The organism is Massilia sp. W12 (genome assembly GCF_037300705.1).
Classification (GTDB): Bacteria; Pseudomonadota; Gammaproteobacteria; order Burkholderiales; family Burkholderiaceae_D; genus JACPVY01.
Genome location: NZ_CP147776.1, coordinates 4,123,710 through 4,149,480, shown reverse-complemented (window position 1 = coordinate 4,149,480; position 25,771 = coordinate 4,123,710). Strand labels below are relative to the sequence as shown.

The following is a 25,771-nucleotide window of genomic DNA, read 5'->3' as shown; positions in this document are numbered from 1 at the left end:
TTTCCACTTCACTACATGCCTGGCTGCATGTGCATGAATTTTATTGAAAACGGCGTGCGCCGCAAGGCTCAGCCGCCGATATAACTCATTTCTATTTTGCGGCGCAAACCGGCGGTGTCGGCGCTGCGGATGTCAGAATACCGGTCGGCGCGCGTGCGCCACAAGGCGGCAATGCTGCGCGCGCACAGATCATCGTCAGTGCTGCTGCGCAATAAGCGGCGCAAATCATGCCCGCCGCTGGCGAACAGGCAGGTGTACAGCATGCCTTCGGTGGACAGACGGATGCGGTTGCAATCGGCGCAAAAGGCGCGTGTGACGCTGGCGATCACGCCCACTTCGCCGCCGCCGTCGCGATACGCGAAGCGTTGCGCGGTTTCGCCCTGGTATTGCGCTGGCAGGGCGTGCAGCGCCAGCGTTTCGTCTTGCGCCAGAATGGCCAGGATGTCTTCCAGGCTGACCACATGTTCCATGCGCCAGCCATTGCTGGCGCCGACGTCCATATATTCGATAAAGCGCAGGGTGAAGGGGCTGCCTTTGAAATAGCGCGCCATGGGCAGGATTTCATGCTCATTCATGCCGCGTTTGACCACCATATTCACTTTGATCGGGCCTAAGCCGGCGGCGTGCGCCGCATCCAGTCCGCGCAGCACATCGGACACTGAAAAATCGGCGTCGGCCATCTGGCGGAAGGTCTGGTCAGACAGCGCATCGAGCGAAACGGTGATGCGTTGCAGGCCGGCGGCTTTTAATTCCGGCGCTTTTTTGGCCAGCAGGCTGGCGTTGGTGGTGAGGGTCAGATCCGGCGCGCTGCCGCCAGGGCAGCGCAGCTGCGCCAGCAGTTCGATTAAATGCGGCAGGTTTTTACGCAGCAGCGGTTCGCCGCCGGTCAGGCGGATTTTGCGCACCCCCAGGCGCACAAAAATGGCGGCGATGCGCGCCACTTCTTCAAAGCGCAATACCTGGTCATGCGGCAGGAAGGGGTAGTCTTTGTCGAATACCGTGCGCGGCATGCAATACACGCAGCGGAAGTTGCAGCGGTCGGTGACTGAGATGCGCAAATCGCGCAAAGGGCGTCCGCGCGCGTCTTGCAATTGCGGCGGCAAAGCGTCAAGCGCTGCAGGCATGGCTTGCAGGTCGGGGCGCTGCTCGTGCAAGCGGATGATGGTTTCAGTCATGGATACAGATTTTCAGCGGTGTCATGAATGAGACGACAATACAGGAAGCAATATGTTCTGACTATCCGCCACAAGGAGGAGAGGCCCGGCGCTGACGCGCCGGGCTTGCGGGCTTATTCCGCGTTACGCTTGGTGCTGACCTGAACCAGCGGTTCATCGCTGATGACAGGGGCAGGCTTGCGTTGGCGCGGGGGGCGCGGCGGCGGCGTGAATTTCGCCGCTTCCTCGCGTGCTTGCGCCAGTTTTTGCGGATCAGTGCTGGCCATCACCAGACCGGCCTGGCTTAGCACTTGCTGCAGATCGACCGCCGGCGCCGGCGCCGGGGTCGGGGCAGGCGTGGGCGCCGGGGACGGAGTGGCTGCCGGCGCCGGCGTTGCCACCGGGACGGGCGCAGGCGCAGGGGCAGGAGCCGGCGCAGGTGCTTCCTGCGCTTCTGCGGCTGGCGCGGCGGCGTTGGCCGGCGCGCTGTCCTGGGCGTCCGGCGCGCTGTCCGGCGCAGTGCTGAGCGCCGGACTTGCCGGCGTTTGGGCCGGCGCGGCTTGCGCTTCGACTGCTGCATCGATCTCGGCTGCGCTGGCGGCGATCGGGCCGGGCGCGTCCGGGATGTCATGCAAGGCCAGCTGCTGTTGCACCGGCTGTTGCGGCGCGGCGCTGTGCTCCGGCGCACTGGCGGCTGAGGGCGCTTCGGCTACGATGCTGGCGGCGGCGGCGCTGATGGCTTGCTCGGGCGCCGGTGCGGCTTCTGCCGGCGCGGCGGCGGCATCCTCTTGCGGCGCGCTCAGGGTTTGCGGTGCGCTCACGGTTTCCGGGGCCGGGGTCGGGCTGGCTTGCGCCACCTGTTCCGGCGCGGCGGCTTCCGCCGGGGCGCTGTGCGGCGCGCTGACGCTGGCCGGGGCCGCTTCGCTGACGGCTGCCGGGGCCGCTTCGGCGGCGGCGCTTTCCTGCACCGGTGCGGCGTGCGGGGCCGGCGTATCCGCCGGCGCGCTCATCTGCCCGGCTTCGCCTTCGATCGGCAGATTTTGTTGCGCCTCATCCTGCTCGCCATGCTCGCGCTCACGGCGGTTGCGGTTGCGTCCGCCACGGCGGCGGCGGCGGCGCGGTTCATCGCCCTCGTTATCGATAGCCACGCCATCGGCCCCGTTGTCGGCGCCTTCCTGCAGCGCGGCTTCTTCAACCCGGCCTTCTTCGACCTGCTCTTCACGCGGCTTGCGCTGGCGTTCCGGACGTTCGGCGCGCGCCGGCTGGCCTTCGGCCTTGACTTCTTCACGGTTGCGCTCTTCGCTGCGGGCTTCGCGTGCTTCACGCGGTTCGCGCGGTTCGCGTGCTTCGCGCTGACGTTCATTGCGGTTGCGGCGCTCTTCGCGGCCTTCTTTGCGCACTTCTTCCGGCTTCTCGTCGGCGGCGACGATGCGCGCCACCTGGCCATTTTCACGCACGGCCTGACGCGCTTCGTTTTTCTCGCCCTTGTCGCTGCGGTTTTCTGCGCGCACTTCGCCTTCTTCGCGCTCACGCCGGTTGCGGCTGCGGTTGCGGTTGCGGCCGCCGCGTTCGCCACGCTCGCCGCGTTCGCCTTTTTCAAGCGAGGGCGCAGCGCCTGCTGTGGCGGCGCTCTCCAAGGCCGGCGTCGGGCTGGGGGCCGGGGTCGGCAGCGGATTGTCTTTGCGCTGGAACCAGCCGGCGATGCGGGCGAAGAAGCTGGGGCGGGCGGTGGTCAGCACCGGCGGCGGCACGGTCGGCGCCGGCGCGGCGATTTCCACCACTTTGCGTTCCACCACCGGGGCCGGTTGTTCCGGCGTGATGGTTTTCACCACCGCTTCCTGGCGCGGTTTGCTGTCTTCTTTCTTGCGCTTGCTGTAGCTGATGTCGGTCTCGGCTTCTTCCGCCATCGCATAGCTGGCCTGGCCGTCTTCCAGGCGCGGATCGTCATGCTTGATGCGCTCTAAGCGGTAGTGCGGGGTTTCCAGATGTTTGTTCGGGATCAGCACCACGGTGATGCGGTGGCGCGATTCGATCTTCAAGACTTCGCCGCGTTTTTCATTCAGCAGGAAGGCGGCCACATCGACCGGGGCCTGGACGTGGATGGCGGCGGAGTTTTCCTTCATCGCCTCTTCCTGGATAATGCGCAGCACTTGCAGGGCCGAGGATTCGGTGTCGCGGATATGTCCGGTGCCGCTGCAGCGCGGGCAGGTCACATGGCTGCCTTCAGACAGCGAGGGGCGCAGGCGCTGGCGCGATAATTCCATCAGGCCAAAGCGTGAAATCTTGCCCATCTGCACCCGCGCGCGGTCGTAATGCAGGGCGTCTTTCAAGCGCGCTTCGACTTCACGCTGGTTTTTCGCCACTTCCATATCAATGAAGTCGATCACGATCAGGCCGCCCAAGTCGCGCAGGCGCAATTGGCGCGCCACTTCATCGGCCGCTTCCAGATTGGTGTTCAAGGCGGTGGTTTCGATATCGCTGCCGCGTGTCGCGCGCGCCGAGTTGACGTCCACCGAGACCAGCGCTTCGGTGTGGTCGATCACAATCGCGCCGCCGGAGGGCAGCGGCACGGTGCGCGCATAGGCGGTTTCAATCTGGTGTTCGATCTGGAAACGGGAGAACAGCGGCACATCGTCGCTGTAGCGCTTGACCCGGTGCAACATGTCCGGCATCACATGCGACATGAACTGGCGCGCCTGTTCGTAGATTTCATCGGTGTCGATCAGGATTTCACCGATATCCGGCTGGTAGTAATCGCGGATGGCGCGGATCACCAGCGAGCTTTCCTGGTAAATCAGGAAGGGGCCGGCTTCTGATTTGCCGGCGCTTTCAATCGCGCGCCACAGCTGCATCAGATAGTTTAAGTCCCATTGCAATTCTTCCACGCTGCGGCCAATGCCGGCAGTGCGTGCAATCACCGACATGCCGGAAGGCAGGTCGAGTTTGTCCATGGTTTCGCGCAGTTCCTGGCGTTCTTCGCCTTCGACCCGGCGCGATACGCCGCCGCCGCGCGGGTTGTTCGGCATCAAGACCAGATAGCGGCCTGCCAGCGAAATAAAGGAAGTCAGCGCCGCGCCCTTGTTGCCGCGCTCCTCTTTTTCCACCTGCACCATGATTTCCTGGCCTTCGCGCAGGGCGTCTTTGATGTTGGCGTTGCGCACGTCAACGCCTTCACGGAAATAAGAGCGGGCGACTTCTTTGAAGGGGAGGAAGCCGTGCCGTTCTTCGCCATAAGCGACGAAGCAGGCTTCGAGGGAGGGTTCAATGCGGGTGATGACGCCTTTGTAGATATTCGACTTGCGCTGTTCGCGCCCGGCGCTTTCGATGTCGATGTCGATCAAGCGTTGACCATCGACGATGGCGACGCGCAATTCTTCTTGCTGCGTCGCGTTAAACAACATTCTTTTCATATGCTCTCCTTGGCTTGTGGCCATGTGCCTGTTTGGCAAGATTGCCTGGATGCATGCGAAAGAGTGGGGGCGGGCCCGGGGCGGGAAACAATCAACCGGCATGCGCTGACTTGCGCGCATGTCAATCCGCCAAGCTTGTACTGGCGGCGGCGCAACCGGCAGGCGGACGGCAGGCAACAGACGCAAAAAGCGCAATGCAGCGCAGCAGCCTGTGGCTGCGCACGCTGCGGCGCAACGGCAGACTGGCCGTGGCGCAAATGCGGCGTCGGCCGCCAAACACTGGCGGCGCAAAGTTGCTGATGCCGGCGCACCCGGGCAACGTCAAAAAAAGCTTGCCGCACTGCATCCGGCGCGCAGCGCTCGCAGATGCAAAACAGCGATGCAGGGCCACGGGCCGCAGCACACCGCCGGCAAACCGTCGCGCTTTGCAGCCGGAGCGGGGCGCAGCCCTTGGGCTGCGTCTCCCGCGCCAATTCGCCGCAGGGCGCAGATTTGCCTCGGATCAGGCTAGGGGCCGGGCGCGGCGTCACGGGCGGCGTGCCTTGCTGCTGGCGGCGGCAGAAAACATCTGCATGCCTGCCGCGCAAGTCGCGGGCGGGTGAAGCCTGGGCCGGGCGGCAACCGTGCTGTCGGTTGGCCTGATCCAGCGGTGGCCATGAGGGGGCGGGTGGCGGATCTGCTCGTACAACAAGCGTTCCGGCGTTTTCCTTCAGGCTGACCGTATCAATCTGGTTATTGTTTCTTGCTCTAAGGGCGGCCAGCGCATCCGGCAATAAAACCGGCAGGGCGCGGCGAAGTCCTCACTCTTGCCCTGCGCGCAGCGCTTCGCCGCAGGCAGGGGCATACACATTTTTCCACTGGATTTTTACAAATTCGGCGTCCAGCAGCAGCGCCGCTGTGTAGAATGCCGGTTTGGCCTGCATAACCCGGGGCGGCGCCAAACTCTGGCGCAACAGCTTCCGGCGGTGCGATCGGCCCGGCATTTCCACACAGCGCAAGGCGACAAATGTAACCTGCGCGAAACAATTATATAATCAAATGAAGGACTTAGAGCGTAATCTCAAGAAACGGCAGCAAAATTTACGGCAACAGTCTGTAAATGACGCGCCAGACAGCCAGACAGTGCAAGTCAGGCTGCTAACAATTGGTGAGGATGACGCTGGTCAACGCATCGATAACTTCTTATTGCGTATCTGCAAGGGAGTTCCCAAAAGTCACATTTACCGCGTTCTGCGCTCCGGCGAAGTGCGCGTCAACAAAGGCCGCATCGACCAAACCTACCGTCTGCAAATCGGCGATGTGGTGCGCGTGCCGCCCTTGCGCGTGGCGGCGGCGGATGAAAGCGTGGTTCCGGCGGCGGAATTCGACGTTATTTTTGAAGATAAACACATTCTGGTGATCAATAAGCCGGCTGGCGTGGCGGTGCATGGCGGTTCGGGCGTCTCTTTTGGCGTGATTGAGCAGTTGCGCGCGGCGCGCCCGGAAGCCCATTTTCTGGAATTGGTGCACCGCCTGGATCGTGAAACCTCGGGCTTGCTGCTGTTGGCCAAAAAGCGCTCAGCCCTGACCAATTTGCATGCGCAGATGCGGGATGGCGGTTTTGACAAGCGCTATCTGGCGCTGGCGGTGGGCGATTGGAAAAATGCGCATCAGCATGTGCGCCTGGCGCTGCACAAATACACCACCCCGGAAGGCGAGCGCCGCGTGCGCGTGCAAAACGATGGCATGCCGTCGCACACGGTGTTTCATCTGCTGCGCAAATTCGCCGGCTTTGCCTTGCTGGAAGCGGAATTGAAAACCGGGCGCACCCATCAAATCCGGGTGCATCTGGCCGCCAGCGGTTTCCCGATTGCCGGCGATGAAAAATACGGCGATTTCGCCTTGAATAAAAATCTGCATAAAGCCGCGCCCGGTCGCGGCGCCTTGAAGCGGATGTTTCTGCACGCTTTCCGCCTGCAATTCACCCACCCCGAGAGCGGCCAGCGCATGCAGTTGCAAGCCCCGCTGGCGGCGGAGTGCGAACAATTTTTGCGCAGCCTGGAGGCCAAGCCGGCGGGCGCCTCAGCGGAGTGAGAATCATGCACAACAGACAATTTGATTTAATCGTCTTTGATTGGGATGGCACCCTGATGGACAGCACCGCCACGATTGTGGCGGCGATTCAGGCGGCGGCGCGCGATTTGCAATTGCCCACGCCCTCGCAGGCTGATGCCTCGTGGGTGATCGGCATGGGCTTGGCCGAGGCCATGCAGCGCATTGCGCCGGATCTGGCGCCATCGCAATACCAGCAGATGATGGAGCGCTACCATTACCACTATGTTTTGCGCAAAGATGAAACGGTTTTGTTCGACGGCGTGCCGCATATGTTGGATGAATTGGCGCAAATGGGCTATCAATTGGCGGTGGCGACCGGCAAAAGCCGCGCCGGTCTGGAGCGCGCCATGCACGATAGCGGTTTGCAACACCGTTTCGACGCCACGCGCTGTGCGGATGAGACGTTTTCCAAGCCGCACCCGGCCATGCTGCTCGAATTATGTGAGCAATTAGGCCATGCGCCTGAGCGTTGCGTGATGATCGGCGACACCACGCATGACTTGCAGATGGCGCAAAACGCCGGCGCGCACGGCGTCGCGGTCAGCTATGGCGCGCACCCGGATCATTTGCTCGACACTTGCCGCTATTTATATAAAGCCGCCAGCGCAGGCGATTTGCATCTTTGGCTCAAGCAACACGGCCATTAAACAAATTCCGGGGTGAATATGACGCAAGCAGTGTATTTGGGCCAGGCTGACAGCATTACTGAATGCGGCCCCGGCCTGCGCTTTGATCTGATGGCCGGCGGCGATAAAGCAAGCGGCTTCGTGGTGCGCTATCATGGCAAGCTGTATGCCTATTTAAACCGCTGCCAGCATGTGCCGATTGAGCTGGACTGGGAAGCCGGGCAGTTTTTTGAATCCGGCAAGCGTTTTATCATGTGCTCCACGCATGGCGCGATTTACCAGCCGGAAAGCGGGCAGTGCGCCGGCGGCCCATGCCGGGGCGGGCGTTTGCGCCAGCTGCAAATACAGGAACAGGATGGCGCTGTCTATTGGCTGCCTGATGATTATTGCCGCCCTGCGCCAGCAGCGGGCGGCGTTTGATGTTTTGGAAGAAATATGAGTGACGAAATCAATCAACATTCAAGTTCGGTGTTTCCTGCGGCCCCAGCGCCAGCGCCGGCTGGCGGCAAAGCCGGCTGGGAACGCGAAACCATGGAAAAACTGCTGTTTGAGACCTTGAAGGAACAGCGCGCGCGGCGCCGTTGGAATATTTTCTTCCGCCTGGTGTTTATCACCTTGCTGATCAGCTTTTTTGTGCATGTCTCGCGCGATACCAATGCCGGCGTGGACAATGGCAGCTCCAGCCATACCGCCTTGATCAATATTGAGGGGGTGATCGAACCGGAAGCGCCGGGTTCGGCGGCGGCGGTGATTCCGGCCTTGGGCCGCGCGTTTGAGGACGATAATGCGGTCGGCATTTTGATCCGCATCAACAGCCCGGGCGGCAGCCCGGTGCAGGCCGGCATGATCAATGATGAATTGCGCCGCCTGAAAAAGAAACATCCGAAAAAGCCGGTGTATGTGGTGGTGGATGAAATGTGCGCTTCGGCGGCGTATTACATCGCTTCCGGCGCGGACAAGATTTTTGTCGATAAAGCCAGCATTGTCGGCTCGATTGGCGTTTTGATGGACGGCTTCGGCTTCACCGGCTTGATGGAAAAGCTGGGCGTGGAGCGGCGCTTGATGACCGCCGGCGAAAACAAAGGCTCGCTCGATCCTTTCAGCCCGATGAATGCAAAAGACCGCGCCCATGCGCAAGCCATGCTGGATGAAATTCATCAGCAATTCATTACCGTGGTGCGCACCGGGCGCGGCAAGCGTCTGAAAGAAACCCCGGAAATGTTCTCCGGCCAATACTGGAGCGGCGCGAAAGCGATTGAACTCGGCCTGGCCGACTCCCTGGGCACGGTGGACAGCGTGGCGCGCGATGTGCTCAAAGAACAGGAATTGCTCGATTACACCATGCGCGAAGAATGGTCGGATCGCTTGATGAAGCGCTTTGGCGCCGCCTTTGGCGATGGCGCGGTGAAGGCCATCGGCGTGCAGCGCAACACAATTTGGCGTTGAAATGGCCTTGGCCGGGCTGCAGGCATGGTGGCGCGGCCTGTTGCGCCCGCCGCCGCCCTGTTTTCACTGCGGCGACCCGGTGCGGCAAGCCGTGCAATTGCACTTCGCCGGCGCCAACCGCCTGCTGTGCTGCCACGGCTGCGCCGCAGTCCTGACGGCGGTGCAAGCCGCCGGTCAGGAACAAGCTTATCTGGCGCACAAAAACGCCAGTCCTCCAGTTGACTCATGATGACGCAAGCCAGCAATCAAGCGCCGCGCCTGCGCAGCGAACGCCTGCAACTATCCGGCTTGCGCTGCGCCGCCTGTGCGCAAATCATTGATTACCGCGTGCGCCAGCTTGCTGGCGTGACGCAAGCCAAACTCTTATCCGGCGCGCTGTTGGAAATCCAATTCGACCCGGCGCTGATCCAGCTCAAACAGATCAGCGAAGCGATTTTCGCGCTCGGCTATGGCGCTTTGCCGCAAGGCGTGGATGACGCCGCCGAAAAACTGCGGCAAAAACGTTCCTGGTGGCGCTTATTCATCGCCGGCTTCGCCATGATGCAAATCATGATGTACGCTTTTCCGGCCTGGCTGGAGCCGCATCCGGGGCCGGATTCTGACCTGACGCCGGACATCGACTTCATGCTGAAACTGGCCTGTCTTGCGCTTTCGCTGCCGGTGCTGCTGTTTTCCGCCATGCCGTTTTACCAAAACGCCTGGCGTGATTTGAAAAACCGCCATCTGGGCATGGATGTCCCGGTGACAATCGGCATCTGGGCCACCTTTGTCGCCAGCGTTTGGGCCACTTTCGCCGGCGGCGCGGTGTATTACGATTCCCTGGTGATGTTTGTCACCCTGCTGTTAGCCGCGCGCATCATCGAACAGCGCGTGCAAAATAAAAGCAGCGCAGCGCTGCGCGAACTGACCAGCTTGCAGCAGCCGCAAGCCGAATACTGCCCGGACTGGCCGCAACTGACGCTGCGCAGCGTGGCCGCCGCTGATTTGCCGCCGGGGGCGGTGGTGCGGATTGGCCCCGGCGCGCAGATTCCGGTGGATGGCCTGGTTTTGCAGGGTGAGAGCGAATGCGATGAAGCCTTGATGAGCGGCGAAGCGCGCCCGGTTTTGAAACAGCCCGGCGCCCAGGTGCTGGCCGGCGCCATCAATTTGAGCGGCGTGCTGTATGTGCAAAGCAGCGCCAGCGGCGACGCCACCCGTTTTTCGCAATTACTGTCTTTGATGGAGCGCGCCGCCGCCGACAAGCCGCCGCTGGTGCAACTGGCCGACCGCCACGCCAGCCGTTTTCTGGCCGCGATTATTCTCATCGCCATCGCCGGCGGCCTGGCCTGGCTCAAGATCGACCCTGCGCGCGCGCTTGAAATCGGCCTCATGGTGCTGGTCATCACCTGTCCCTGCGCCTTGTCGCTGGCGACGCCGGCGGTGATGGCGGCCCTGACCGGACAACTGGCCAAGCGCGGCGTGCTGTTAGCGCGCGGGCGCGCCGTGGAAAGTCTGGCGCGCGCCGATGTGTTTGTGTTTGATAAAACCGGCACTTTGAGCAGTGGCCGCCTGCAATTGCGCCATTTTGCCGCCTTGAGCGCAGCAGACGAGGCGCAGATCTGGGATCAGGCGGCCGCGCTGGCGGCGCATTCCCTGCACCCGCTGGCGCGCGCCCTGTGCGCCGCGCAGCAAGCGCGCCAGCTAAGCCAGGCCGAAGAGCGCGCCGACGCGCCGCCGCCGGCGGCGCAAGCTGCGCTGGCCGGCATGCAGCAAGCCGCGCCGGAATTGCCGCCGCAGGCGGTGCTGCAAGAAGTCGCCGGACGCGGTTTGCAAGCGCAGCTGGCGGATGGCGGCTGCTGGCGCCTGGGGCGCGCCGATTTCGCCGCCCCCGGCTGCAGCTTGCCGCCGCTGGCGCCGGCATACGCCGCCGATTCGCACGCCCTGTTCGCAATTCAAACCGCAGACGGGACATATCATCCGCAAGCCTGGTTCGCTTTTGCCGACGCCATGCGCAGCGGCGCGCGCGAATTGCTGCAAGCATTGCAAGACGATGGGCGTGCAGTCTGGATTTTATCGGGCGACCGCACGGCGGCGGTGCAAGCCTGCGCGCAGGCGCTGGGCGTGCCGCCGGCGCAAGCGCTGGGCGATTTAAGCCCGCAGCAAAAATATGAGCAGGTGCGCCGCTTGCAAGCCGGCGGTAAGCGGCTGGCCATGAGCGGCGACGGCATGAACGACGGCCCGGTGTTATCCGCCGCCGATGTCGCGCTGGCGATAGGCGAGGGCGCGCCGCTGGCGCAGGCGCGCAGCGATATTCTGTTGCTCTCTTCCGATTTGCAAGACTTGCGCCGCGCCTGGCGCGCTTGCCGCCGCGCTCTGTCCCTGATCAAGCAAAACCTGGCTTGGGCCTTGCTGTATAACCTGCTGGCGGTTCCGGCTGCCTTGTCCGGTTTGCTGACGCCCTGGCATGCCGCGCTGGGCATGTCGCTGAGTTCGATTATTGTGGTGCTCAATTCGCTGCGCATGTTGCGCCAGGAGGCGGCATGAGCAGCGCACCCTTGCTGCATGCGCGCCAAGTCTCGCGCCAATGGGGCGCGCGCCAGGTATTGCATGGCCTCGATCTGCAATTGCGGGCGCAGGAAAGAGTGGCGCTGATCGGCCCCAGCGGCAGCGGCAAATCGACCCTGATCAAGATTTTGGCGGCGGCTTTGCGCGCAAGCGCGGGCGTGCTGGAAGTGCAGGGTTGTGATGTGCAGCGCATGTCCTGGCCGGCGCTGCAAGCGTATCGCCGGCAATGCCGCATGATCGAACAGCAAGCCTCACTGGCTTTGCAGGCCAGCGTGCATCAAAACGTGATCGCCGGACTGTTGCCGGGCTGGAGCTGGGGCAAAATTCTGTGCGCCGCCATGTTCCCGCTGGAAAAACAGCGGGTCGCCGATTTATTGGCGCAACTCGGGATTGCCGAATTCCAATGGGCGCGCGCCGGTGATTTGAGCGGCGGCCAAATGCAGCGAGTGGCGATTGCGCGCGCCCTGATTTCGCAGCCGCAGATTTTGCTGGCGGATGAGCCGACCGCCTCGCTTGACCCGCATACTGCGCAAGGCGTGACGCAACTGCTGTTGCAGCAGGCGCGTCAGCGCCAGGTCAGTCTGCTGTTTTGCACCCACCATTTTGAACTGGTGCAAGCCGATTGCACCCGCGTGCTGGGCTTGCGTGATGGCCGCCTGCAATTCGATTGCGCGCCGCAGGATGTCAGCCCGCTGATGTTGCAGCAATTGTATGCCGGCCATGCGCGAGCTTGATTACGCTGCGCTGCGCCGCCAGGCGCGCTGGCGCTGGGCCGGTTTGCTGCTGCTGTTCGTCTCGCTGTATGGGGCCGCGCAATTTCTGAATTTAAATCTGTCCCCGATCTTGACGCGCGCCGGATGGGACAGTGCGCTGGGGATTTTATCGGGCTTGCTGAAACCGGATTTTTCACCCGATTTCCTGCGCCGCATCTTCAGCCTGACGCTGGAAAGTCTGTGCATCGGCCTGGTCGGCGGCGCGCTTGCCTTGCTGCTGGGCGCGGGCATGGCGCTGTGCATTATCCGGGTTCCGGATCTGGTCGAACCGCCGCAATTTGCGCCGCTCTGGCGGCGGCTCGGTTTCGCCATGCTGCGCCAAGTGTTGCGCATCTTGCTGGCGGGTTTGCGCGCCGTGCCGGAAATCGTTTGGGCCTATGTGTTTGTGCGCCTGTTTGGCTTGGGCGTGCTGCCGGCGGTGCTGGCGATCGGCTTAACCGTCGGCGCCTCGATTGCCAAATTGTTCGCCGAATTAGCCGAGGCGGTGGATGCGCGTCCGCTGCAGACGATGCGCGCCGCCGGCGCTGGCCGCAGCGCGCTGCTGTTGTTTGGCGTTTTGCCGCAAGTGGCGCGTCAGTGGCTGGCGTATGCCTTGTTCCGCCTTGAATGCAATATCCGCAGCGGCGCGATTTTAGGCGTGGTCGGGGCCGGCGGCCTGGGCAGTGAAATCGTGCTGGCCTTGCGCTATTTTCAATATGACAAACTGGCCACCGCACTGCTCGCGGTCTTGTGTCTGACTTTGATGCTGGAATTTTGCAGTGCGCGTTTGCGTCGTCTGTCCCCGCGCACGGTGCTGATGGCGCTGACGGCGAGTGCGCTGACGGCCTTGTATTTCCTGGATGCGCCCTGGCGCGACTTGCTGCAGCCTGCCGGCATGAGTCTGCTCAGCTTTGACGCGCCCTTGCAATTGGACACCCTGCGCCACGCCACCCGCCTGGTGCTGGACACCCTGGTGATGGCCTGGTGCGCCACCTGGCTGGCGGCGGGCGGCGCTTTGTTGCTGGCCCCGCTGGCGGCGCGCCAGCTGCGTCCCGCCGGCTATTTGCCGGATGCGGTGCGCCCGCCCGGTTGGCGCAGCTGGCTGGATCAGACTGGGCAAATTATCTGCCGCAGCCTGACCCAAGTGGTGCGCGCCTTGCCCGAACTCTGTCTGGCCCTGGTGTTTGTGGTGTGGGTCGGGGCCGGGCCATTGGCCGGAATTTTGGCGATTGCCCTGCATAATCTGGGCGTGTTGGGGCGCTTGTATGCGGACGTGCTGGAAGAAGCCGCGCCGGCCCCGGTGGCCGCGCTGCAAAGCATGGGCTTGGGCCGCTTGGGGTGTTTTATGTTCGGCGTCTGGCCGCAGGTGCGCGCGCGCCTGGCGGCGTTCACCCTGTACCGTTTTGAAGTGAATGTGCGCGTCACCGCGATGATGGGCTTTGTCGGCGCCGGCGGCATCGGCGATGCTCTGCATACCGCGATCAGTCTGTTTCATATGCAGGATTTAAGCGCCTTGCTGCTTACCATGGCGCTGTTAGTGGCGTTGGTGGATGCGCTGGGCGACCGTGTGCGCAGCGCTTTGTTGCGCACCGACCAGTTAAGCACGGCGCAAACGCCGGATGCGGCGCAAGTGGCGACCCGGCTGCAAGCGCAAACCTGATTTTTTCACATGGAGGATGGAATATGAAACGCATTTGGAAAACCGCCCTGGCGGCAATCATGGCCGCCTGCGCACTGAGTTTGCCGGCGCAGGCAGAAGAGGTAATCCGCCTGTCCGGCATCCCGGACGAAAACCCGACCGAGCTGGCGCGCAAATATCAGATCCTGACCGATCATTTGCAAAAGCATCTGGGCAAAAAAGTGGAATATGTGCCGGTGGTGGATTATGGCGCGGCAGTGGCGGCGCTGTCCGCCGGCAAGGTCGATTTCGCCTGGCTGGGCGGCTTTACCTTTGTGCAAGCCAAGGCGCTGGCCGGGGCCAGTCCGGTGGTGATGCGCGACATCGACCGCCAATTTAAAAGCGTCTTCATCGCCAATGTGCAGGGCGGGGTGAATAAGCCGGAGGAAATGAAGGGCAAAACCTTTGCCTTCGGCGCGAAAAGCTCAACTTCCGGCCATTTATTCCCGCGTCACTTCCTGCAAACCGTGTGGCGGCTGGACCCGGAAAAAGACTTCGCCGGCCCGCCTTTATACAGCGGCGCGCATGACGCCACGGTGAAAATGGTGGAATCCGGCAAGGTGCAGGTCGGCGCTTTGAATATCGAAGTCTGGAACCGCATGAGCAAGGCGAATCAATATGACAAAGCCAAGTTGAAAGTGATTTGGACTTCGCCGGAATATGTCGATTACGTCTGGGCGGCGCGCAAAGGCATGCCGGCGGACATGGTGCAAAAATTCGCCCAGGCGTTTTTAAGTCTGGACGCCAGCCGCGCCCAGGATAAGGCGGTGCTGGAATTGCAGGGCGCGCAGAAATTTGTGAAGGCGGATGTGAAGGATTTTGAAGTGATTGAGCAGGTGGGACGGGCCACCGGCTTGTTGAAATAAGGGGGGCTTATGGCCTCCCGCGCGGCGCGGCTGCTGCGCTGCTTACTTGCCACCTCTGACCCCAAGCGCTTATACGAACCTATGCGTATCGTTACTACTATCCTTTGCAGCACGGCCAGTCTGGCTTGCGCCGACACTCCGCCGTCGCCGCCAGAGCGCGTCACAGTCTGCACGGCTTCCGCTGCCATCTGTGCAGTGTCTGAACCTGCTACGAATAGCACAACGCTGTACAGCAAAAAGGACGGCAAACAATTGTGGTCGGTTCCGGTTTGGAGTCCCTGGCTCTATCTTTCGCATGATGGCAGAACCGTGGTGACGGCTTACCAGGGCATGAATCTGGTTCCCACTGACAGCCGCATGCACATGGAAGTGCTGCGTTTTTACCGCGATGGCAAGCTGCTGCGCACCGTGCGGCTGGCGGATTTGTATCGGCGGCGGGCAGATATGATGCGCACTGTTTCCCACTATGCCTGGGTCAACACAATTAATGTGACGCCGGCGGATTTGTTGCAGATTGAATTGGTGAGTGGCAACTACAAGCGCTTCGCCATGGCCACTGGCAAGGAAGTGGCGCAGTAGGCGTTTGATAAGCCAATCTCATCATTTGGTTTGGCGCTGGTTTTTTTTGCAAAAATTCGAAATCCGGGCTTGCGATTGGCGCCATATGCCGCCAGCCATTGTTGCGTGTGGCAGCTTTTTTTTCGGCGCGCGCTGCGCCCAAACAAAAAAGCATTGCGCAAAGATGTACCATATTTGCGCCTCACACAGCATCCACCGCTTTTCAGGTCTTTGTTTTTAACCGTTTTGAGGAATTTGCTATGAAACACATTCTCATTGCCGCCGCGCTGGCGTTCGCTGTCAGCCCGGCCCTGGCGCAAGATGCATCGGCCAAAGCTTCCGCTTCCGCATCGGCCCACAAGCATGACAAAGAACACCACCATGTGGAAGGCGCAGCGGCGGATCATGATCATGATCCTGCGCATCACAAAAAACACGATCACAAAAAACATCACCCGGAACACAAAGCCGGATCACATGGCCATGACAAAGATCACAACCATGTCGATAGCAACCGCGATCATCCGCATAACGCCAAGCATCACAAAGCTGCGAAAGCCGCCAAACCTGCTGCATCGGCGAAAGAGGCTGCTTCTGCGCCTGCCGCTTCTGCAAAATAAGCGCGCTGCGGTATTGGAAACGCCCTGCACGGACTGCCGTGCAGGGCGTTTTTTTATGGCTGCGCGTGAACACAAACAGCGCAGCCGGCGCGCCATGCCGCAGCATTGAGCGCGCATGCCCTATAATCCGGCCCACGCGCTGCGTGTTGCGGCGCAGGGAGTGGATATGGAAAGCTTGTATGTCTTGGTGCCGCTGAGCGTGGCGCTGGTGTTTTTGATTGGCGGCGTGTTTTGGTGGGCCTTGAATAACCGCCAGTTTGATGACCTGGAACAGCAGGGCACATCGATTTTGCAGGAAGAAGAGCAAGACGCGTCAAAAAACGGGCGCCAGGAATGATTTATATCGCCGTGCTGAAGCGGCGCAATTGCGCAACGTTGCGGCAAGCCCTGACGCAGCAGGCAATCCAGATAAGCTTCACACGTCAGCGGCGGGTTTTTCAAATTGCGCCTTTGCCGGGCGGCGGCCTGCAAGACGCGGGCGACATCCAGATCCAGCAATTCCATGATGAATTCATCCGGGTGCTTGGCTTGGACTTGATAGGGTTTTAGCCATTCCATTACACACAACTCAGTCTTGCAATGCGCCCATCTCGCGTAGAGTCCTGATTGTCTGAGCCGAAACTTGAACATCCTGTAGCAGGGCGTTAAAAAAAACTAACACTTGATAATTTTTAGTTCTATATCTAGTTGGTTTTTTGAATTTTCCGCTGGATACAGTGCTCAAAATTCTGAGCACCTTCATTTATCAACACACTGTTAAGACGGGCATTGCCAAGATCGAGTCCGGCAAACTCATCGTCGGTCCACCTCTTTGCTGCTGGCTTTCTGCTCACGTGCGCCACGCAAAAGATGAGAGCAAACGCGAAATCCGGCAAGTTTACATGCGGGCGTGCAACTCATTGAATGTAAAGGATTTCTGGCCGCGTTCAGGGAGCGCTGTGGAGATGTGTGTAATGGAATGATTTACCACCCATGCCTGGATGATTGATTACTCTTTCAACAAAAAATCAGGTGGCGTATCCCATGGCTGTTTCAAAACACATTAAATATTTCAAATTTCCTGGAAAATACAACTAATCCTCACATCAGTATATATCTGATCCATTGCAATCATAACTGTCTCAAGATCTTTGAGGGGGAGAAAACTTGCATTGGTAATCATTTTGCATCCTTTTCACAGAAATTAATAATCTTTACTGCCTTCCTTGAGGCCAACAAGTAACTATTTGATTCAACAAATGCAGCAGCACAACCATCAGGTGAGACCGTAAGCGCATCCACATTTTCATCTTTTCCATATATACGCACTAATTGATCTCCATTTAGCAAGAAAAGTCCGCTGAAATGGCTGCTGTTTACACGGCCACCTGCGCTATTAAGAAGAATCCCCTTGCGCGTGAAAGCCGCCCCATAGACCACGCCAATATGGTTCATATAGAAATCAGGCAGTTTAATTTTCTCCAACACTCCATTTTCATCTATTAAATAATACGTTGATTTTTCAATGATTGCGGAAGACATACTAAGGGATGTTCTATTCAACCAATATTTATTCGCATATCTATCATAAATAGGAAGTTGAACATATTTGGCAGGCATGCCAATCTCATTCCTGCCAAATTTCTCATGCACCCAAAAAGCATTTCCGTGATGCGTGCCAGATTCGTCCAAAACGCCATATTCTATGTAAGCCCGATGATAGCCAAGTCTATAACCACGTTTATCCTTTGGAACAAAAAAATAATCCATGCACTGGTTCTTTTCCCAAGCTGGTTGTGGAACTTCTTTCAACTCCAAGCCAGGAATACTGATCTCATACAGTTTTATACTCGAACCGGACTGTATTTTTACATGTCCAGTCAGTTGATTGACGCAATGTAAATATGCATCATCCATTAAGGTATGAATCTCTTTTTTACTTTGATTCCAAATAACAATTTTTTTCTTCCATTTCCGCTTTTCCCCTTCAGATGGAACAATATTGTTCAGGATTAATGTATCTTTATCTAACCAAGCCCCGAAGAAATTATCCGTAACAGGTCCTTGCTCGCCAGGGATGTCTATCACCGGCAGTGTGTTTTGAGAGAATTTTTTTTCTCCAAATATTTCCTCAAACCAGGATGCCGCCTGAGCCTGGAATGAGCATAAAAATACTGTTATTAACAATATCCCTTTCATCACACACCTCCGTTCAACATCAAACTGTAGTTTCCACCGGTAATTTTAAACCATAGGCGCTTCAAAAAACGATCCATTCTTCTCAACGCCAAGCCGCTGCTAATGCCAACATTCAACTCCACAGCTTGACGACTCTCCGCCCATTTGCGAAATGCCAGTAATAAACGATAAGAGGCGCCGCTCATACGGGCTGCCCGTTCGACCTCGTAAAATACCAGTGTCGCAACTGGCAAATCACAAAACGCATGCGCTTCCAGCATGCCTGCCATGACACCTTCACCCTTCATGCCCAAGCATTTCGCGCGCTGCGCGCAAGCCGGATAAATAAGCGCCATGCGCGGTGCCGAAGTATTGCTGCTCGCTCGCTTCGCCGGCGAAAAACAGACGTTTTTCAAGCGGCGCCGCCAGTGTTTTGCGCATGCCGGGCGTGCTGCCCAGGGCATTGTAAGAATACGCGCCGCGCGCATATGGATCGGCGGCCCAGCGGGTGATTTGCCAGTCCAGCGGCTGCGGGATGTGCGGGCCGAAAATCGTGCGCAGGCTTTGCATCGCGCTATTCACAATCGCCTGATCCGTCCATTGTTCGATTTCACGTCCGCGCGCGGCTGCGTTGAAACCCAGCAAAACCGGCTGTTTGGCGGCGCGCAAAAAGCTGACCCATTCCACCCATTCGCCATGGGCGGCGGGAATGTATTCCAGCCAATCGACATCGTCCGGCCAGAACGCCTCGGCAAAGCGCAGATAACATTTGTTGAGAACGCCCATGCCAAGTTGCTGGATCGCCTTGCGTTTTGGTTCCGGCAGGGCGGGGGAAAACAGTTGCGGCTGCGCCTGCAACACGCCGAGCGGGAAGGTGAGCAGCACTTGGTCCGCGTGAAATTCGCCGCGCTGTGTGCGTACGCGCATAGGCGTTTGCCGCCAGGCGATTTCTTCCACCTGCTGTTCCAATTCAATCCGCAAATTTTGCGCCAGCATTTGCGTAATCAGCTGAAAACCCTGTGCGAACAGCACATCGCCGCCGCCGAATTCCTGCGCGCTGTCATACCAGGCGGTGGACAGCTGCTCAGCGCTGCCGCCATATTCCTGTTCGATTTCACTGTTGAGAATGAAATTGATGAAGCGGTTTTCCAGTGCATCCGGGGCGAACTTTTTTTGCAAAGACGCCAGCGCGCGCCGCAGGGAAACATCGTTGTCCCGGTCTTGCGCCTGCTCCAGCAAGGCAAACACCTGATCTCGCAATGCTTCCAGCAGCGCTTGATCTTTTTCGTTTAATTCGCGGCCATCGCTGTTGTAAGTGATGGCCCGCTGATAGCTGGTGGCGAGCCGTTTGGCCTGGATTTGATCGGCCAGCGCACTTAAAGGATTGCCTTGTACGCCATGAATCCAGCTGGCGCCCAGATCCAGCGGCAAATCGGGCCATTTATTGCTGGTCCAGATGCGCCCGCCGATTCTTTGGCGCGCCTCCAATACCAGCACCTCGTGCCCCTGCGCCTGTAATGTGCGTGCGGCGGCCAGCCCGGCCAGGCCGGCGCCGAGCACCAGAATGCGTTTTTTGCGCGGGGCGGGCTTGGCCGCAGCGGGATGGCTGCCGGCCAGCAGCAGGCAAGCCAGCATGTGCAGAGTTTGTCTTTTCTTCATAGCGCCATGGTTATCGAATGTGTTGCGGACTGTGGATGCGGGGATATCTGACCTCCAGCGGGATTTGCAGCGGACTGGCGGCCAAGCGGGCAAACACCTGCAGTGTGTCGGCGCGCCGTTGCAAACCGATGCAGCCGGCGGTGCCGTCTTGCCGCACATCTTCATGCAGGAAAAAACCGCCGCTGCGCTGGCTGTAGAAGCGGCGCGTCAGGCCGGTCGAAATCGATTCGTGGATGCGGGTGCGCAGAGGGCCCCATACCGTGCTGTTAAAGCCGCTGTTCTCGACCTCCGGCGGGTTGATATAGTATTCGCCCTCCGGAAGCGGGCCGATATCGGGCAGGTTTTGCGAGTCGGGGCCGGTGTGATTGCGGTGGTCGCGGTTATGCGGATTATGCGCCCGCACGCCGGAAACGGCGGCAAACGACGCCGGCCCCGCGCCGCCAAACAGGGTCAGACGGGCGCCATCAAAATACATGCCGCTGATCGGCGCCGCCGGCGCATTGGCCGCCTGCGCGGCGCGGTTGGACCTTGTTGCGCGGTTGGCCTGCCGATTGACTTGCGCCGCCGCGCCACGCGTATGAAACAGTCCCAGGCGATACAGCTGAATCGCATGCAGGCGCGCATTGCCGCCGTGTATGCGGGCATTGCGGAAACCCTGCTGCGCCGGCGAGTCGATCACATGCGGCGAGTTGTAAGCGCCCGAGGTCAGCATGGCCAGCATGCCTTCGCGCTCTTCCTGCGAGCTGCGCGGTGCGCCGATGTGGTTGTAAATCGCTTCGCCGGATATGCTGCCGGCGCGGAAATTGAATTGGCGCTGCCATGGTGAATGTTGATTATTCACCATGCGCCCCAGAAGATAGGCGATTTCGCGCGCCGCCGCTTCTATCGCAACTTGCGGCGCCTGCAATTGCCGGCCAATGCGGCGCCGCCGGCCTATGCCAAGTTCGTATGGCGTCAAGTTGCGCGCATATTCCGCCTGAATTGCGCGTTGCCGGGCTTCCTGTGTGAGGTAAAGCTGATTGTGGTGATGACGCACGCGCAGTTCGCGGTAAGCGGCGGCGGCCTGTTCAGTGCTGACATCGACCAGATTTTCCGCATCGGCAGTGGCAACCTGGATTTGTGCGATGCCCAGCGAACCCGATTGTGCTTCCTCTCCGGATTGCGCCACATCCAAGATATTGATATCGCCCAATTCATTCAGAATCACCACCGCCAGTAATTGCAGCGGAATATGGTGACGCTGTGCGCTTTCGTACATTTGCGCTTGATAGCGTCCCAGTTTGCTGACATACCATTCCGCGCGCGCGCCGGCGGAGGTGTTTTGCAAAATCTGCTGCTGCGACATGCGGTCTGACCAGCCGATTTCCTGGATCGGCAAATCCGCATTGGCGCCGCTTTGCGACAGCGTCGCTTCCTGCACGGCGGCGGCGGCCTGGCGGCGCGCGGCGGCCCCATCGGCATGGCCGCCGCTTTGCAAGGCGCGCGTAATCGGGGCTGGCAGCGCCGGATGGGCAAAATCATGGCGGCCTCCGCTGGCGTGTGTCAGCCGGGCAAAATGCAAACCCAGCTGACTTTGAATGATGCGTGCAACCGTGGCGTCAGGCGCGCTGGCCAGCGCGGCATAGTCGGCCTGAGTGAGTGGCAACAGCACGCCGCCGCCGGGCGCGCCGCGCGGGGCAGCGCGCCGTACTTCCGGCGGGGTGATCAAGCGGATTTCAGCGCCATCGATCAAAAAGTAAAAGCCATGTTCGCGCCGCAAGTGCGGCATGTCATGGTTGGACAGTTCGTAGCGCCCGCTGCTGCGCTGAAAATTGTTGCCGTGCGGATTGAGATACAGCAGATAGGCGGCATCCACCACTTGTGAGTTCTGCGCTTGCTGGCGCTGCACGCAGGGGGCTTGGCCGCGCTGTTGCAAGGTGTGCGCCAGCTCATGCGCCAGCAATGTGCGGCCACGGTCTGTGCCGGGCGCATAACTGCCATTGGCGAAGATGATCGCATTGCCATGCGCATACGCCAGCGCGCCTTGCGCCACAGCGGCCTCATGCGCTGACGGGCCGGTGTGAATGCGGATATCGGCAAAGCTGTGGCCAAAACGCATCTCCATCGCAGCGCGCGCGCCTGATTCCATGGCATGCGCGCCGCCTGAGCCGCCGGGCGCGGATGGCGGCGCCGATGAGCGCTGGCGCAGCGCCAGGCTGGCCATGTGATCAGCATCCGCTTCATGGTTGCCGCTGCGCGGCACTGTCAGCGGCGCAGCCGGGGCGGGGGCGGGGGCTGGTTGAGCGGCACTGCGCATGCGTTCACTCCTCTGGCAAGACCTGCATGGATCGGGGCTGGCGTTGTGGCGAATCGGGACAGCCAAGCATACCGCAAGCACGGCGGGCAAACACGGAAAAGCCGGCGCCCGCCTTGCGTTTTTTGCAAGCTTGCAACGCAGGACTGGACGCTTTACGCGCATTGTTGCCGGAACCACACATTCCCCAGACTTCTCCCGCCGGAACAGGCCGGTCTGCGGCGCAAGATGCGGCAAAATAAAGCGCGGCACTGATAATAAAAATGCACCATCAACTTTCTGATGCCGGCGGGTAAAAGTGGCGCATGCATCAAAAAGCGCGACAAGATCGATGGTGGCTGAAAGCGTTGCTCAAAAGAAACAATCATTCACCCGTCCCTAGTTGACAACGGGTTTGGCGCAATCGCTTAAAAGGCGGGGTTGTACTAGTTCTTTCGGACTATCGAGGTTTTGCTCTAGACAACCTGTCTTGCCGATAGGAATTTTGTTGTTGTTTGCCGACAATGTAGCCTGTAGCGTCCCCTTGCTTGGAGGTAATTCAACCCCTCCAAAATCTGCGCAACAGATGGCAAGGGCCGATGGAATTCCAAACTGATAATCGAGCACAGCGATGAGTGAAGCCAACAGCGAAAACTTTTACAACTACCGGGTGGTGCGGCAGTTCGCCATCATGGCGGTAGTCTGGGGCGTGGTCGGGATGGCGGTCGGTGTCCTGATTGCGGCACAACTGGCTTGGCCGGCCTTGAACTTCGACATTCCCTGGTTGACCTATGGCCGCCTGCGGCCTTTGCACACCAATGCGGTGATTTTCGCCTTCGGCGGTTGTTCGCTGATGGCCACCAGTCTGTATGTGGTGCAACGCACCTGTAATGTGCGCCTGATTTCCGATGGCCTGGCCGCCTTTGTGTTCTGGGGCTGGCAACTGGTGATCGTGTCCGCCGCCATTACCCTGCCGCTGGGTTACACCTCCGGCAAAGAGTATGCCGAACTCGAATGGCCGATCGATATTCTGATCGCCCTGGTCTGGGTGGCTTACGCTGTGCTGTTCTTCGGCACTGTGGCCAAGCGCAAAATCGAACACATCTACGTCGCCAACTGGTTCTTTGGCGGCTTTATCGCCACCGTGGCGGTGCTGCACATTGTCAACAGCATGGCGATTCCGGTTGGCCTGTTCAAATCCTATTCCATGTATGCCGGCGTGCAAGACGCCATGATCCAATGGTGGTATGGCCATAATGCAGTGGGCTTCTTCCTGACTGCAGGCTTTCTGGGCATGATGTATTACTTTGTGCCGAAGCAAGTCGGCAAGCCGATTTATTCCTATCGTTTGTCCATCGTGCACTTCTGGGCTTTGGTGTTCACCTATATGTGGGCAGGCCCGCACCATCTGCATTACACCGCGCTGCCGGATTGGGCGCAGTCGATCGGCATGGTGTTCTCGCTGATTCTGCTGGCGCCGTCCTGGGGCGGCATGATCAACGGCATCATGACGCTCTCCGGCGTGTGGCACAAACTGCGCACCGATCCGATTTTGCGTTTCCTGATTGTCTCCCTGTCGTTCTACGGTATGGCCACGTTTGAAGGCCCGATGATGTCGATCAAGACGGTGAATGCGCTCTCGCACTACACCGATTGGACGGTTGGCCATGTGCACTCCGGCGCACTGGGCTGGGTGGCCTTGATTTCCTTCGGCTGCCTGTATCACCTGATTCCGCGCATGTTCGGCAAGACCGAGATGTACAGCAAGAAATTGATTGAAGTCCATTTCTGGGCTGCGACCATCGGCATCGTGCTGTATATCGCCGCGATGTGGATCGCCGGCGTGATGCAGGGTTTGATGTGGCGCGCATTCAATGCCGACGGCGCCCTGACTTATTCCTTCGTCGAAGGGGTGAAGGCGACCTTCCCGTATTACGTGATTCGCACCATGGGCGGCGCGCTGTTCCTGGGCGGGGTATTGGTAATGGCATACAACGTGATCAAGACCGTGGCCGGCGCCACTGCGGCGGATGCAAAGATTCCGCCGGTGCCGCAACAACATCACGCACACGCTTGATTGCGAGGAGAAAACTGAAATGAGCAAGTTCACTCATGAATTGATGGAAAAAAACATTGGCCTGCTGCTGGTGCTGACGCTGGTGACAATCAGCTTTGGCGGCCTGGTGGAAATCGTGCCCCTGTTTTTCCAAAAATCCACCACTCAGCCGGTGGCGGGTGTGAAGCCCTATACCGCCTTGCAACTCACCGGGCGCGATATTTATCTGCGTGAAGGCTGCTTCGGCTGCCATTCGCAGATGGTGCGCCCGCTGCGTGCGGAAACTGAGCGCTATGGCCACTATTCCGTGCCGGGCGAATCGGTGTATGACCATCCCTTCCAATGGGGCAGCAAGCGCACCGGCCCGGATCTGGCGCGCGTGGGGGGCCGTTACAGCGATGAATGGCACCGGATTCACTTGAACAATCCGCGCGATGTGGTGCCGGAATCGAATATGCCGTCCTATCCCTGGCTGGCGAAAACCAAGCTCAATCCGGAAGATGTGACGGTCAAGCTGCGCGCCATGAAGACCCTGGGCGTGCCTTACACCGATGAGCAAATCGCCAAAGGCCCGGATGAATTGCGCGGCAAGACGGAACAGGATGCCCTGATCGCTTATCTGCAAGTGCTCGGCACGGCGATTCGCAACAAATACTGATCCCCGGAGGATGCAATGGACTTCAATCTGTTGAGCGCTTTCTTTACCGGACTGAGCATGCTGGTCTTTTGCGGCATCGTGTACTGGGCGTACAGCCGGGAAAACAGTACGCGCTTTGAGCAATTAGGCAGCTTGCCTCTGGATGAAGGCAGCACTGAAGCCGGCGACGTGGCTAAGAGCAATAAGGAAATGGAAAATAATCATGGCTGACTTTTTCAATCAAGGCTGGAGCCTGTGGATCACGGTGATTTCGATCGCCGGCGTTATCGGTTGCGGATTGCTGCTGCGTTCGCAATCGACAGTCAAGGTCAAGCTGGGGCCGGACGGCAAACCGCTCCCGGCTGGCACCACCGGTCACGTATGGGACGAAGATCTGGAAGAGAGCAATAACCCCTTGCCGCGCTGGTGGAGCATCATGTTCTACCTGACCTTGATTTTCGGCGCAGCCTATCTCTTTCTGTATCCGGCCCTGGGCAGCTATGCCGGCTATTACAACTGGTCTTCAAAGGCGCAGTACGAAGCTGAAATGGCGGCGGCGGAAAAAGAATTCGGGCCGATTTTCAATAAATACATGGCGATGGATGTGCCAAGCGTAGCCAAAGACCCGCAAGCGCGTGCGATTGGCGAGCGGATGTTCTTGAATTCCTGCGCCCAGTGCCACGGCTCTGACGCGCAAGGCAGCAAGGGTTTCCCGAATCTGGCGGATACCGATTGGTTGTATGGCGGCAAGCCGGAAACCATCAAGCAGACCATCACAGCAGGCCGGCATGGTCAAATGCCGGCGATGGCGGCAGCCTTGGGCGGCGATGCTGACGTGCAAAACGTGGCCAATTATGTGCTTTCGCTGTCGGGTGCGGCGCATGATCCGATCAAGGCGGTGCTGGGCAAACCCAAGTTCGCCGCCTGCGCCGCCTGCCATGGCGCGGATGGCAAGGGTAATCAGGCCATGGGCGCGCCGAATCTGACCGATAAGGTCTGGCTGCACGGCGGCGGCTTGCAAAACGTCATGGAAAGCATCACCAAAGGGCGTGACAATCAAATGCCGGCGCACAAAGAAATCCTGTCGCCAGCCAAGATTCATCTGCTGACCGCCTATGTCTGGGGCTTGTCCAACACGATTGACGCCGAGCAAGCCGGCAAGATTGCACAGGATCTGAAGGATGCAAAGACAGGCGGCAAATAAACCACAGCCGGCGGCCTCCGCCGCCGGCCCACTTGCGG

Annotated in this window: 24 protein-coding genes; 17 read left to right on the top strand and 7 right to left on the bottom strand. The window is 59.6% G+C overall.

What is annotated here, in order from left to right:
- Positions 1-68 precede the first annotated feature (68 nt).
- Together moaA and V8J88_RS16630 are read right to left on the bottom strand one after the other, a co-directional pair.
- On the bottom strand, positions 69-1,175 hold the full coding sequence (gene moaA / locus V8J88_RS16635; protein WP_338845339.1) for a GTP 3',8-cyclase MoaA: 1,107 nt from the start codon (positions 1,173-1,175) through the stop codon (positions 69-71).
- 113 nt (positions 1,176-1,288) lie between these two features.
- The gene (locus tag V8J88_RS16630; RefSeq protein ID WP_338845338.1) at positions 1,289-4,564 is read right to left on the bottom strand and encodes an Rne/Rng family ribonuclease; all 3,276 of its coding nucleotides are present in this window, start codon (positions 4,562-4,564) and stop codon (positions 1,289-1,291) included.
- Between the two features lie 1,038 nt (positions 4,565-5,602).
- Here V8J88_RS16630 and V8J88_RS16625 point away from each other — a divergent pair.
- The 10 genes from V8J88_RS16625 to V8J88_RS16580 all read left to right on the top strand — a co-directional run bounded on the left by V8J88_RS16625 (position 5,603) and on the right by V8J88_RS16580 (position 15,149).
- Positions 5,603-6,637 (top strand): RluA family pseudouridine synthase, encoded by a 1,035-nt coding sequence (locus tag V8J88_RS16625; protein WP_338845337.1) that lies wholly within the window; start codon positions 5,603-5,605, stop codon positions 6,635-6,637.
- 5 nt (positions 6,638-6,642) lie between these two features.
- Positions 6,643-7,305: an HAD-IIIA family hydrolase gene (locus tag V8J88_RS16620; protein WP_338845335.1), complete on the top strand. Its 663-nt coding sequence runs from the start codon at positions 6,643-6,645 to the stop codon at positions 7,303-7,305.
- Positions 7,306-7,323: 18 nt separating this feature from the next.
- Positions 7,324-7,704 (top strand): Rieske 2Fe-2S domain-containing protein, encoded by a 381-nt coding sequence (locus V8J88_RS16615; protein WP_338845333.1) that lies wholly within the window; start codon positions 7,324-7,326, stop codon positions 7,702-7,704.
- Positions 7,705-7,719: 15 nt separating this feature from the next.
- Positions 7,720-8,730, top strand: coding sequence for a S49 family peptidase (locus tag V8J88_RS16610; protein WP_338845332.1), 1,011 nt, complete (start codon positions 7,720-7,722; stop codon positions 8,728-8,730).
- 1 nt (position 8,731) lies between these two features.
- Positions 8,732-8,959 carry a heavy metal translocating P-type ATPase metal-binding domain-containing protein gene (locus V8J88_RS16605; RefSeq protein ID WP_338845331.1) on the top strand — a complete coding sequence of 76 codons (228 nt, stop codon included), beginning with the start codon at positions 8,732-8,734 and terminating at the stop codon, positions 8,957-8,959.
- On the top strand, positions 8,956-11,253 hold the full coding sequence (locus V8J88_RS16600; RefSeq protein WP_338845329.1) for a cation-translocating P-type ATPase: 2,298 nt from the start codon (positions 8,956-8,958) through the stop codon (positions 11,251-11,253). Before V8J88_RS16605 ends, V8J88_RS16600 begins: the two co-directional genes overlap by 4 nt.
- Positions 11,250-12,008: an ATP-binding cassette domain-containing protein gene (locus tag V8J88_RS16595; RefSeq protein WP_338845328.1), complete on the top strand. Its 759-nt coding sequence runs from the start codon at positions 11,250-11,252 to the stop codon at positions 12,006-12,008. Before V8J88_RS16600 ends, V8J88_RS16595 begins: the two co-directional genes overlap by 4 nt.
- Positions 11,986-13,686 (top strand): ABC transporter permease subunit, encoded by a 1,701-nt coding sequence (locus tag V8J88_RS16590; protein WP_338845326.1) that lies wholly within the window; start codon positions 11,986-11,988, stop codon positions 13,684-13,686. The genes V8J88_RS16595 and V8J88_RS16590 overlap by 23 nt, the downstream gene beginning before the upstream one ends.
- Before the next feature lie 23 nt (positions 13,687-13,709).
- Entirely contained in the window at positions 13,710-14,570 is an 861-nt protein-coding gene (locus V8J88_RS16585; protein WP_338845325.1) for a putative selenate ABC transporter substrate-binding protein, read from the top strand.
- Between the two features lie 195 nt (positions 14,571-14,765).
- Positions 14,766-15,149 carry a hypothetical protein gene (locus tag V8J88_RS16580; protein ID WP_338845324.1) on the top strand — a complete coding sequence of 128 codons (384 nt, stop codon included), beginning with the start codon at positions 14,766-14,768 and terminating at the stop codon, positions 15,147-15,149.
- On the opposite strand, the gene V8J88_RS16575 is transcribed toward V8J88_RS16580, so the two are convergent.
- Positions 15,104-15,541 (bottom strand): hypothetical protein, encoded by a 438-nt coding sequence (locus tag V8J88_RS16575; protein WP_338845323.1) that lies wholly within the window; start codon positions 15,539-15,541, stop codon positions 15,104-15,106. The two genes, V8J88_RS16580 and V8J88_RS16575, sit on opposite strands and share 46 nt — an antisense overlap.
- On the opposite strand from V8J88_RS16575, the gene V8J88_RS16570 reads away from it, so the two are divergent.
- The 3 genes from V8J88_RS16570 to V8J88_RS16560 are packed head-to-tail and all read left to right on the top strand — an operon-like array spanning position 15,534 to position 16,297.
- Positions 15,534-15,857 carry a hypothetical protein gene (locus tag V8J88_RS16570; protein WP_338845322.1) on the top strand — a complete coding sequence of 108 codons (324 nt, stop codon included), beginning with the start codon at positions 15,534-15,536 and terminating at the stop codon, positions 15,855-15,857. The genes V8J88_RS16575 and V8J88_RS16570 overlap by 8 nt on opposite strands.
- A 6-nt stretch (positions 15,858-15,863) precedes the next feature.
- On the top strand, positions 15,864-16,085 hold the full coding sequence (ccoS, locus tag V8J88_RS16565; RefSeq protein ID WP_338845321.1) for a cbb3-type cytochrome oxidase assembly protein CcoS: 222 nt from the start codon (positions 15,864-15,866) through the stop codon (positions 16,083-16,085).
- Entirely contained in the window at positions 16,082-16,297 is a 216-nt protein-coding gene (locus tag V8J88_RS16560) for a hypothetical protein (protein WP_338845320.1), read from the top strand. Before ccoS ends, V8J88_RS16560 begins: the two co-directional genes overlap by 4 nt.
- 609 nt (positions 16,298-16,906) lie before the next feature.
- Here the strand turns inward: V8J88_RS16560 and V8J88_RS16555 are convergent.
- The 4 genes from V8J88_RS16555 to V8J88_RS16540 are packed head-to-tail and all read right to left on the bottom strand — an operon-like array spanning position 16,907 to position 21,860.
- Positions 16,907-17,926: a hypothetical protein gene (locus tag V8J88_RS16555; RefSeq protein ID WP_338845319.1), complete on the bottom strand. Its 1,020-nt coding sequence runs from the start codon at positions 17,924-17,926 to the stop codon at positions 16,907-16,909.
- A complete protein-coding gene (locus V8J88_RS16550; RefSeq protein ID WP_338845318.1) occupies positions 17,926-18,195 on the bottom strand; it encodes a hypothetical protein in 270 nt (89 codons plus the stop codon). Before V8J88_RS16550 ends, V8J88_RS16555 begins: the two co-directional genes overlap by 1 nt.
- Before the next feature lie 7 nt (positions 18,196-18,202).
- On the bottom strand, positions 18,203-19,564 hold the full coding sequence (locus tag V8J88_RS16545; protein WP_338845317.1) for an FAD-dependent oxidoreductase: 1,362 nt from the start codon (positions 19,562-19,564) through the stop codon (positions 18,203-18,205).
- Positions 19,565-19,574: 10 nt separating this feature from the next.
- Positions 19,575-21,860: a DUF4157 domain-containing protein gene (locus V8J88_RS16540; protein WP_338845315.1), complete on the bottom strand. Its 2,286-nt coding sequence runs from the start codon at positions 21,858-21,860 to the stop codon at positions 19,575-19,577.
- Between the two features lie 607 nt (positions 21,861-22,467).
- Here V8J88_RS16540 and ccoN point away from each other — a divergent pair.
- From ccoN to ccoP, 4 genes are read left to right on the top strand one after another with little or no spacing between them, the layout of a single operon-like run.
- Positions 22,468-23,913, top strand: a complete 1,446-nt coding sequence (ccoN, locus tag V8J88_RS16535) for a cytochrome-c oxidase, cbb3-type subunit I (protein ID WP_338845314.1) — start codon at positions 22,468-22,470, stop codon at positions 23,911-23,913.
- A gap of 19 nt (positions 23,914-23,932) precedes the next feature.
- Positions 23,933-24,550 carry a cytochrome-c oxidase, cbb3-type subunit II gene (ccoO, locus tag V8J88_RS16530; protein WP_338845313.1) on the top strand — a complete coding sequence of 206 codons (618 nt, stop codon included), beginning with the start codon at positions 23,933-23,935 and terminating at the stop codon, positions 24,548-24,550.
- Positions 24,551-24,565: 15 nt separating this feature from the next.
- Positions 24,566-24,760 carry a cbb3-type cytochrome c oxidase subunit 3 gene (locus V8J88_RS16525; protein WP_338845311.1) on the top strand — a complete coding sequence of 65 codons (195 nt, stop codon included), beginning with the start codon at positions 24,566-24,568 and terminating at the stop codon, positions 24,758-24,760.
- Entirely contained in the window at positions 24,753-25,733 is a 981-nt protein-coding gene (ccoP, locus tag V8J88_RS16520; protein ID WP_338845310.1) for a cytochrome-c oxidase, cbb3-type subunit III, read from the top strand. The genes V8J88_RS16525 and ccoP overlap by 8 nt, the downstream gene beginning before the upstream one ends.
- The last annotated feature ends 38 nt before the right edge of the window (positions 25,734-25,771 follow it).

Bases quoted from the DNA above. Each gene is read 5' to 3' on its own strand.
- moaA (WP_338845339.1), bottom strand. From the start codon at position 1,175: ATGACTGAAACCATCATCCGCTTGCACGAGCAGCGCCCCGACCTGCAA.
- V8J88_RS16630 (WP_338845338.1), bottom strand. From the start codon at position 4,564: ATGAAAAGAATGTTGTTTAACGCGACGCAGCAAGAAGAATTGCGCGTC.
- V8J88_RS16625 (WP_338845337.1), top strand. From the start codon at position 5,603: ATGAAGGACTTAGAGCGTAATCTCAAGAAACGGCAGCAAAATTTACGG.
- V8J88_RS16620 (WP_338845335.1), top strand. From the start codon at position 6,643: ATGCACAACAGACAATTTGATTTAATCGTCTTTGATTGGGATGGCACC.
- V8J88_RS16615 (WP_338845333.1), top strand. From the start codon at position 7,324: ATGACGCAAGCAGTGTATTTGGGCCAGGCTGACAGCATTACTGAATGC.
- V8J88_RS16610 (WP_338845332.1), top strand. From the start codon at position 7,720: ATGAGTGACGAAATCAATCAACATTCAAGTTCGGTGTTTCCTGCGGCC.
- V8J88_RS16605 (WP_338845331.1), top strand. From the start codon at position 8,732: ATGGCCTTGGCCGGGCTGCAGGCATGGTGGCGCGGCCTGTTGCGCCCG.
- V8J88_RS16600 (WP_338845329.1), top strand. From the start codon at position 8,956: ATGATGACGCAAGCCAGCAATCAAGCGCCGCGCCTGCGCAGCGAACGC.
- V8J88_RS16595 (WP_338845328.1), top strand. From the start codon at position 11,250: ATGAGCAGCGCACCCTTGCTGCATGCGCGCCAAGTCTCGCGCCAATGG.
- V8J88_RS16590 (WP_338845326.1), top strand. From the start codon at position 11,986: ATGCCGGCCATGCGCGAGCTTGATTACGCTGCGCTGCGCCGCCAGGCG.
- V8J88_RS16585 (WP_338845325.1), top strand. From the start codon at position 13,710: ATGAAACGCATTTGGAAAACCGCCCTGGCGGCAATCATGGCCGCCTGC.
- V8J88_RS16570 (WP_338845322.1), top strand. From the start codon at position 15,534: ATGATCATGATCCTGCGCATCACAAAAAACACGATCACAAAAAACATC.
- V8J88_RS16575 (WP_338845323.1), bottom strand. From the start codon at position 15,541: ATGATCATGATCCGCCGCTGCGCCTTCCACATGGTGGTGTTCTTTGTC.
- ccoS (WP_338845321.1), top strand. From the start codon at position 15,864: ATGCCCTATAATCCGGCCCACGCGCTGCGTGTTGCGGCGCAGGGAGTG.
- V8J88_RS16560 (WP_338845320.1), top strand. From the start codon at position 16,082: ATGATTTATATCGCCGTGCTGAAGCGGCGCAATTGCGCAACGTTGCGG.
- V8J88_RS16555 (WP_338845319.1), bottom strand. From the start codon at position 17,926: ATGAAAGGGATATTGTTAATAACAGTATTTTTATGCTCATTCCAGGCT.
- V8J88_RS16550 (WP_338845318.1), bottom strand. From the start codon at position 18,195: ATGGCAGGCATGCTGGAAGCGCATGCGTTTTGTGATTTGCCAGTTGCG.
- V8J88_RS16545 (WP_338845317.1), bottom strand. From the start codon at position 19,564: ATGAAGAAAAGACAAACTCTGCACATGCTGGCTTGCCTGCTGCTGGCC.
- V8J88_RS16540 (WP_338845315.1), bottom strand. From the start codon at position 21,860: ATGCGCAGTGCCGCTCAACCAGCCCCCGCCCCCGCCCCGGCTGCGCCG.
- ccoN (WP_338845314.1), top strand. From the start codon at position 22,468: ATGAGTGAAGCCAACAGCGAAAACTTTTACAACTACCGGGTGGTGCGG.
- ccoO (WP_338845313.1), top strand. From the start codon at position 23,933: ATGAGCAAGTTCACTCATGAATTGATGGAAAAAAACATTGGCCTGCTG.
- V8J88_RS16525 (WP_338845311.1), top strand. From the start codon at position 24,566: ATGGACTTCAATCTGTTGAGCGCTTTCTTTACCGGACTGAGCATGCTG.
- ccoP (WP_338845310.1), top strand. From the start codon at position 24,753: ATGGCTGACTTTTTCAATCAAGGCTGGAGCCTGTGGATCACGGTGATT.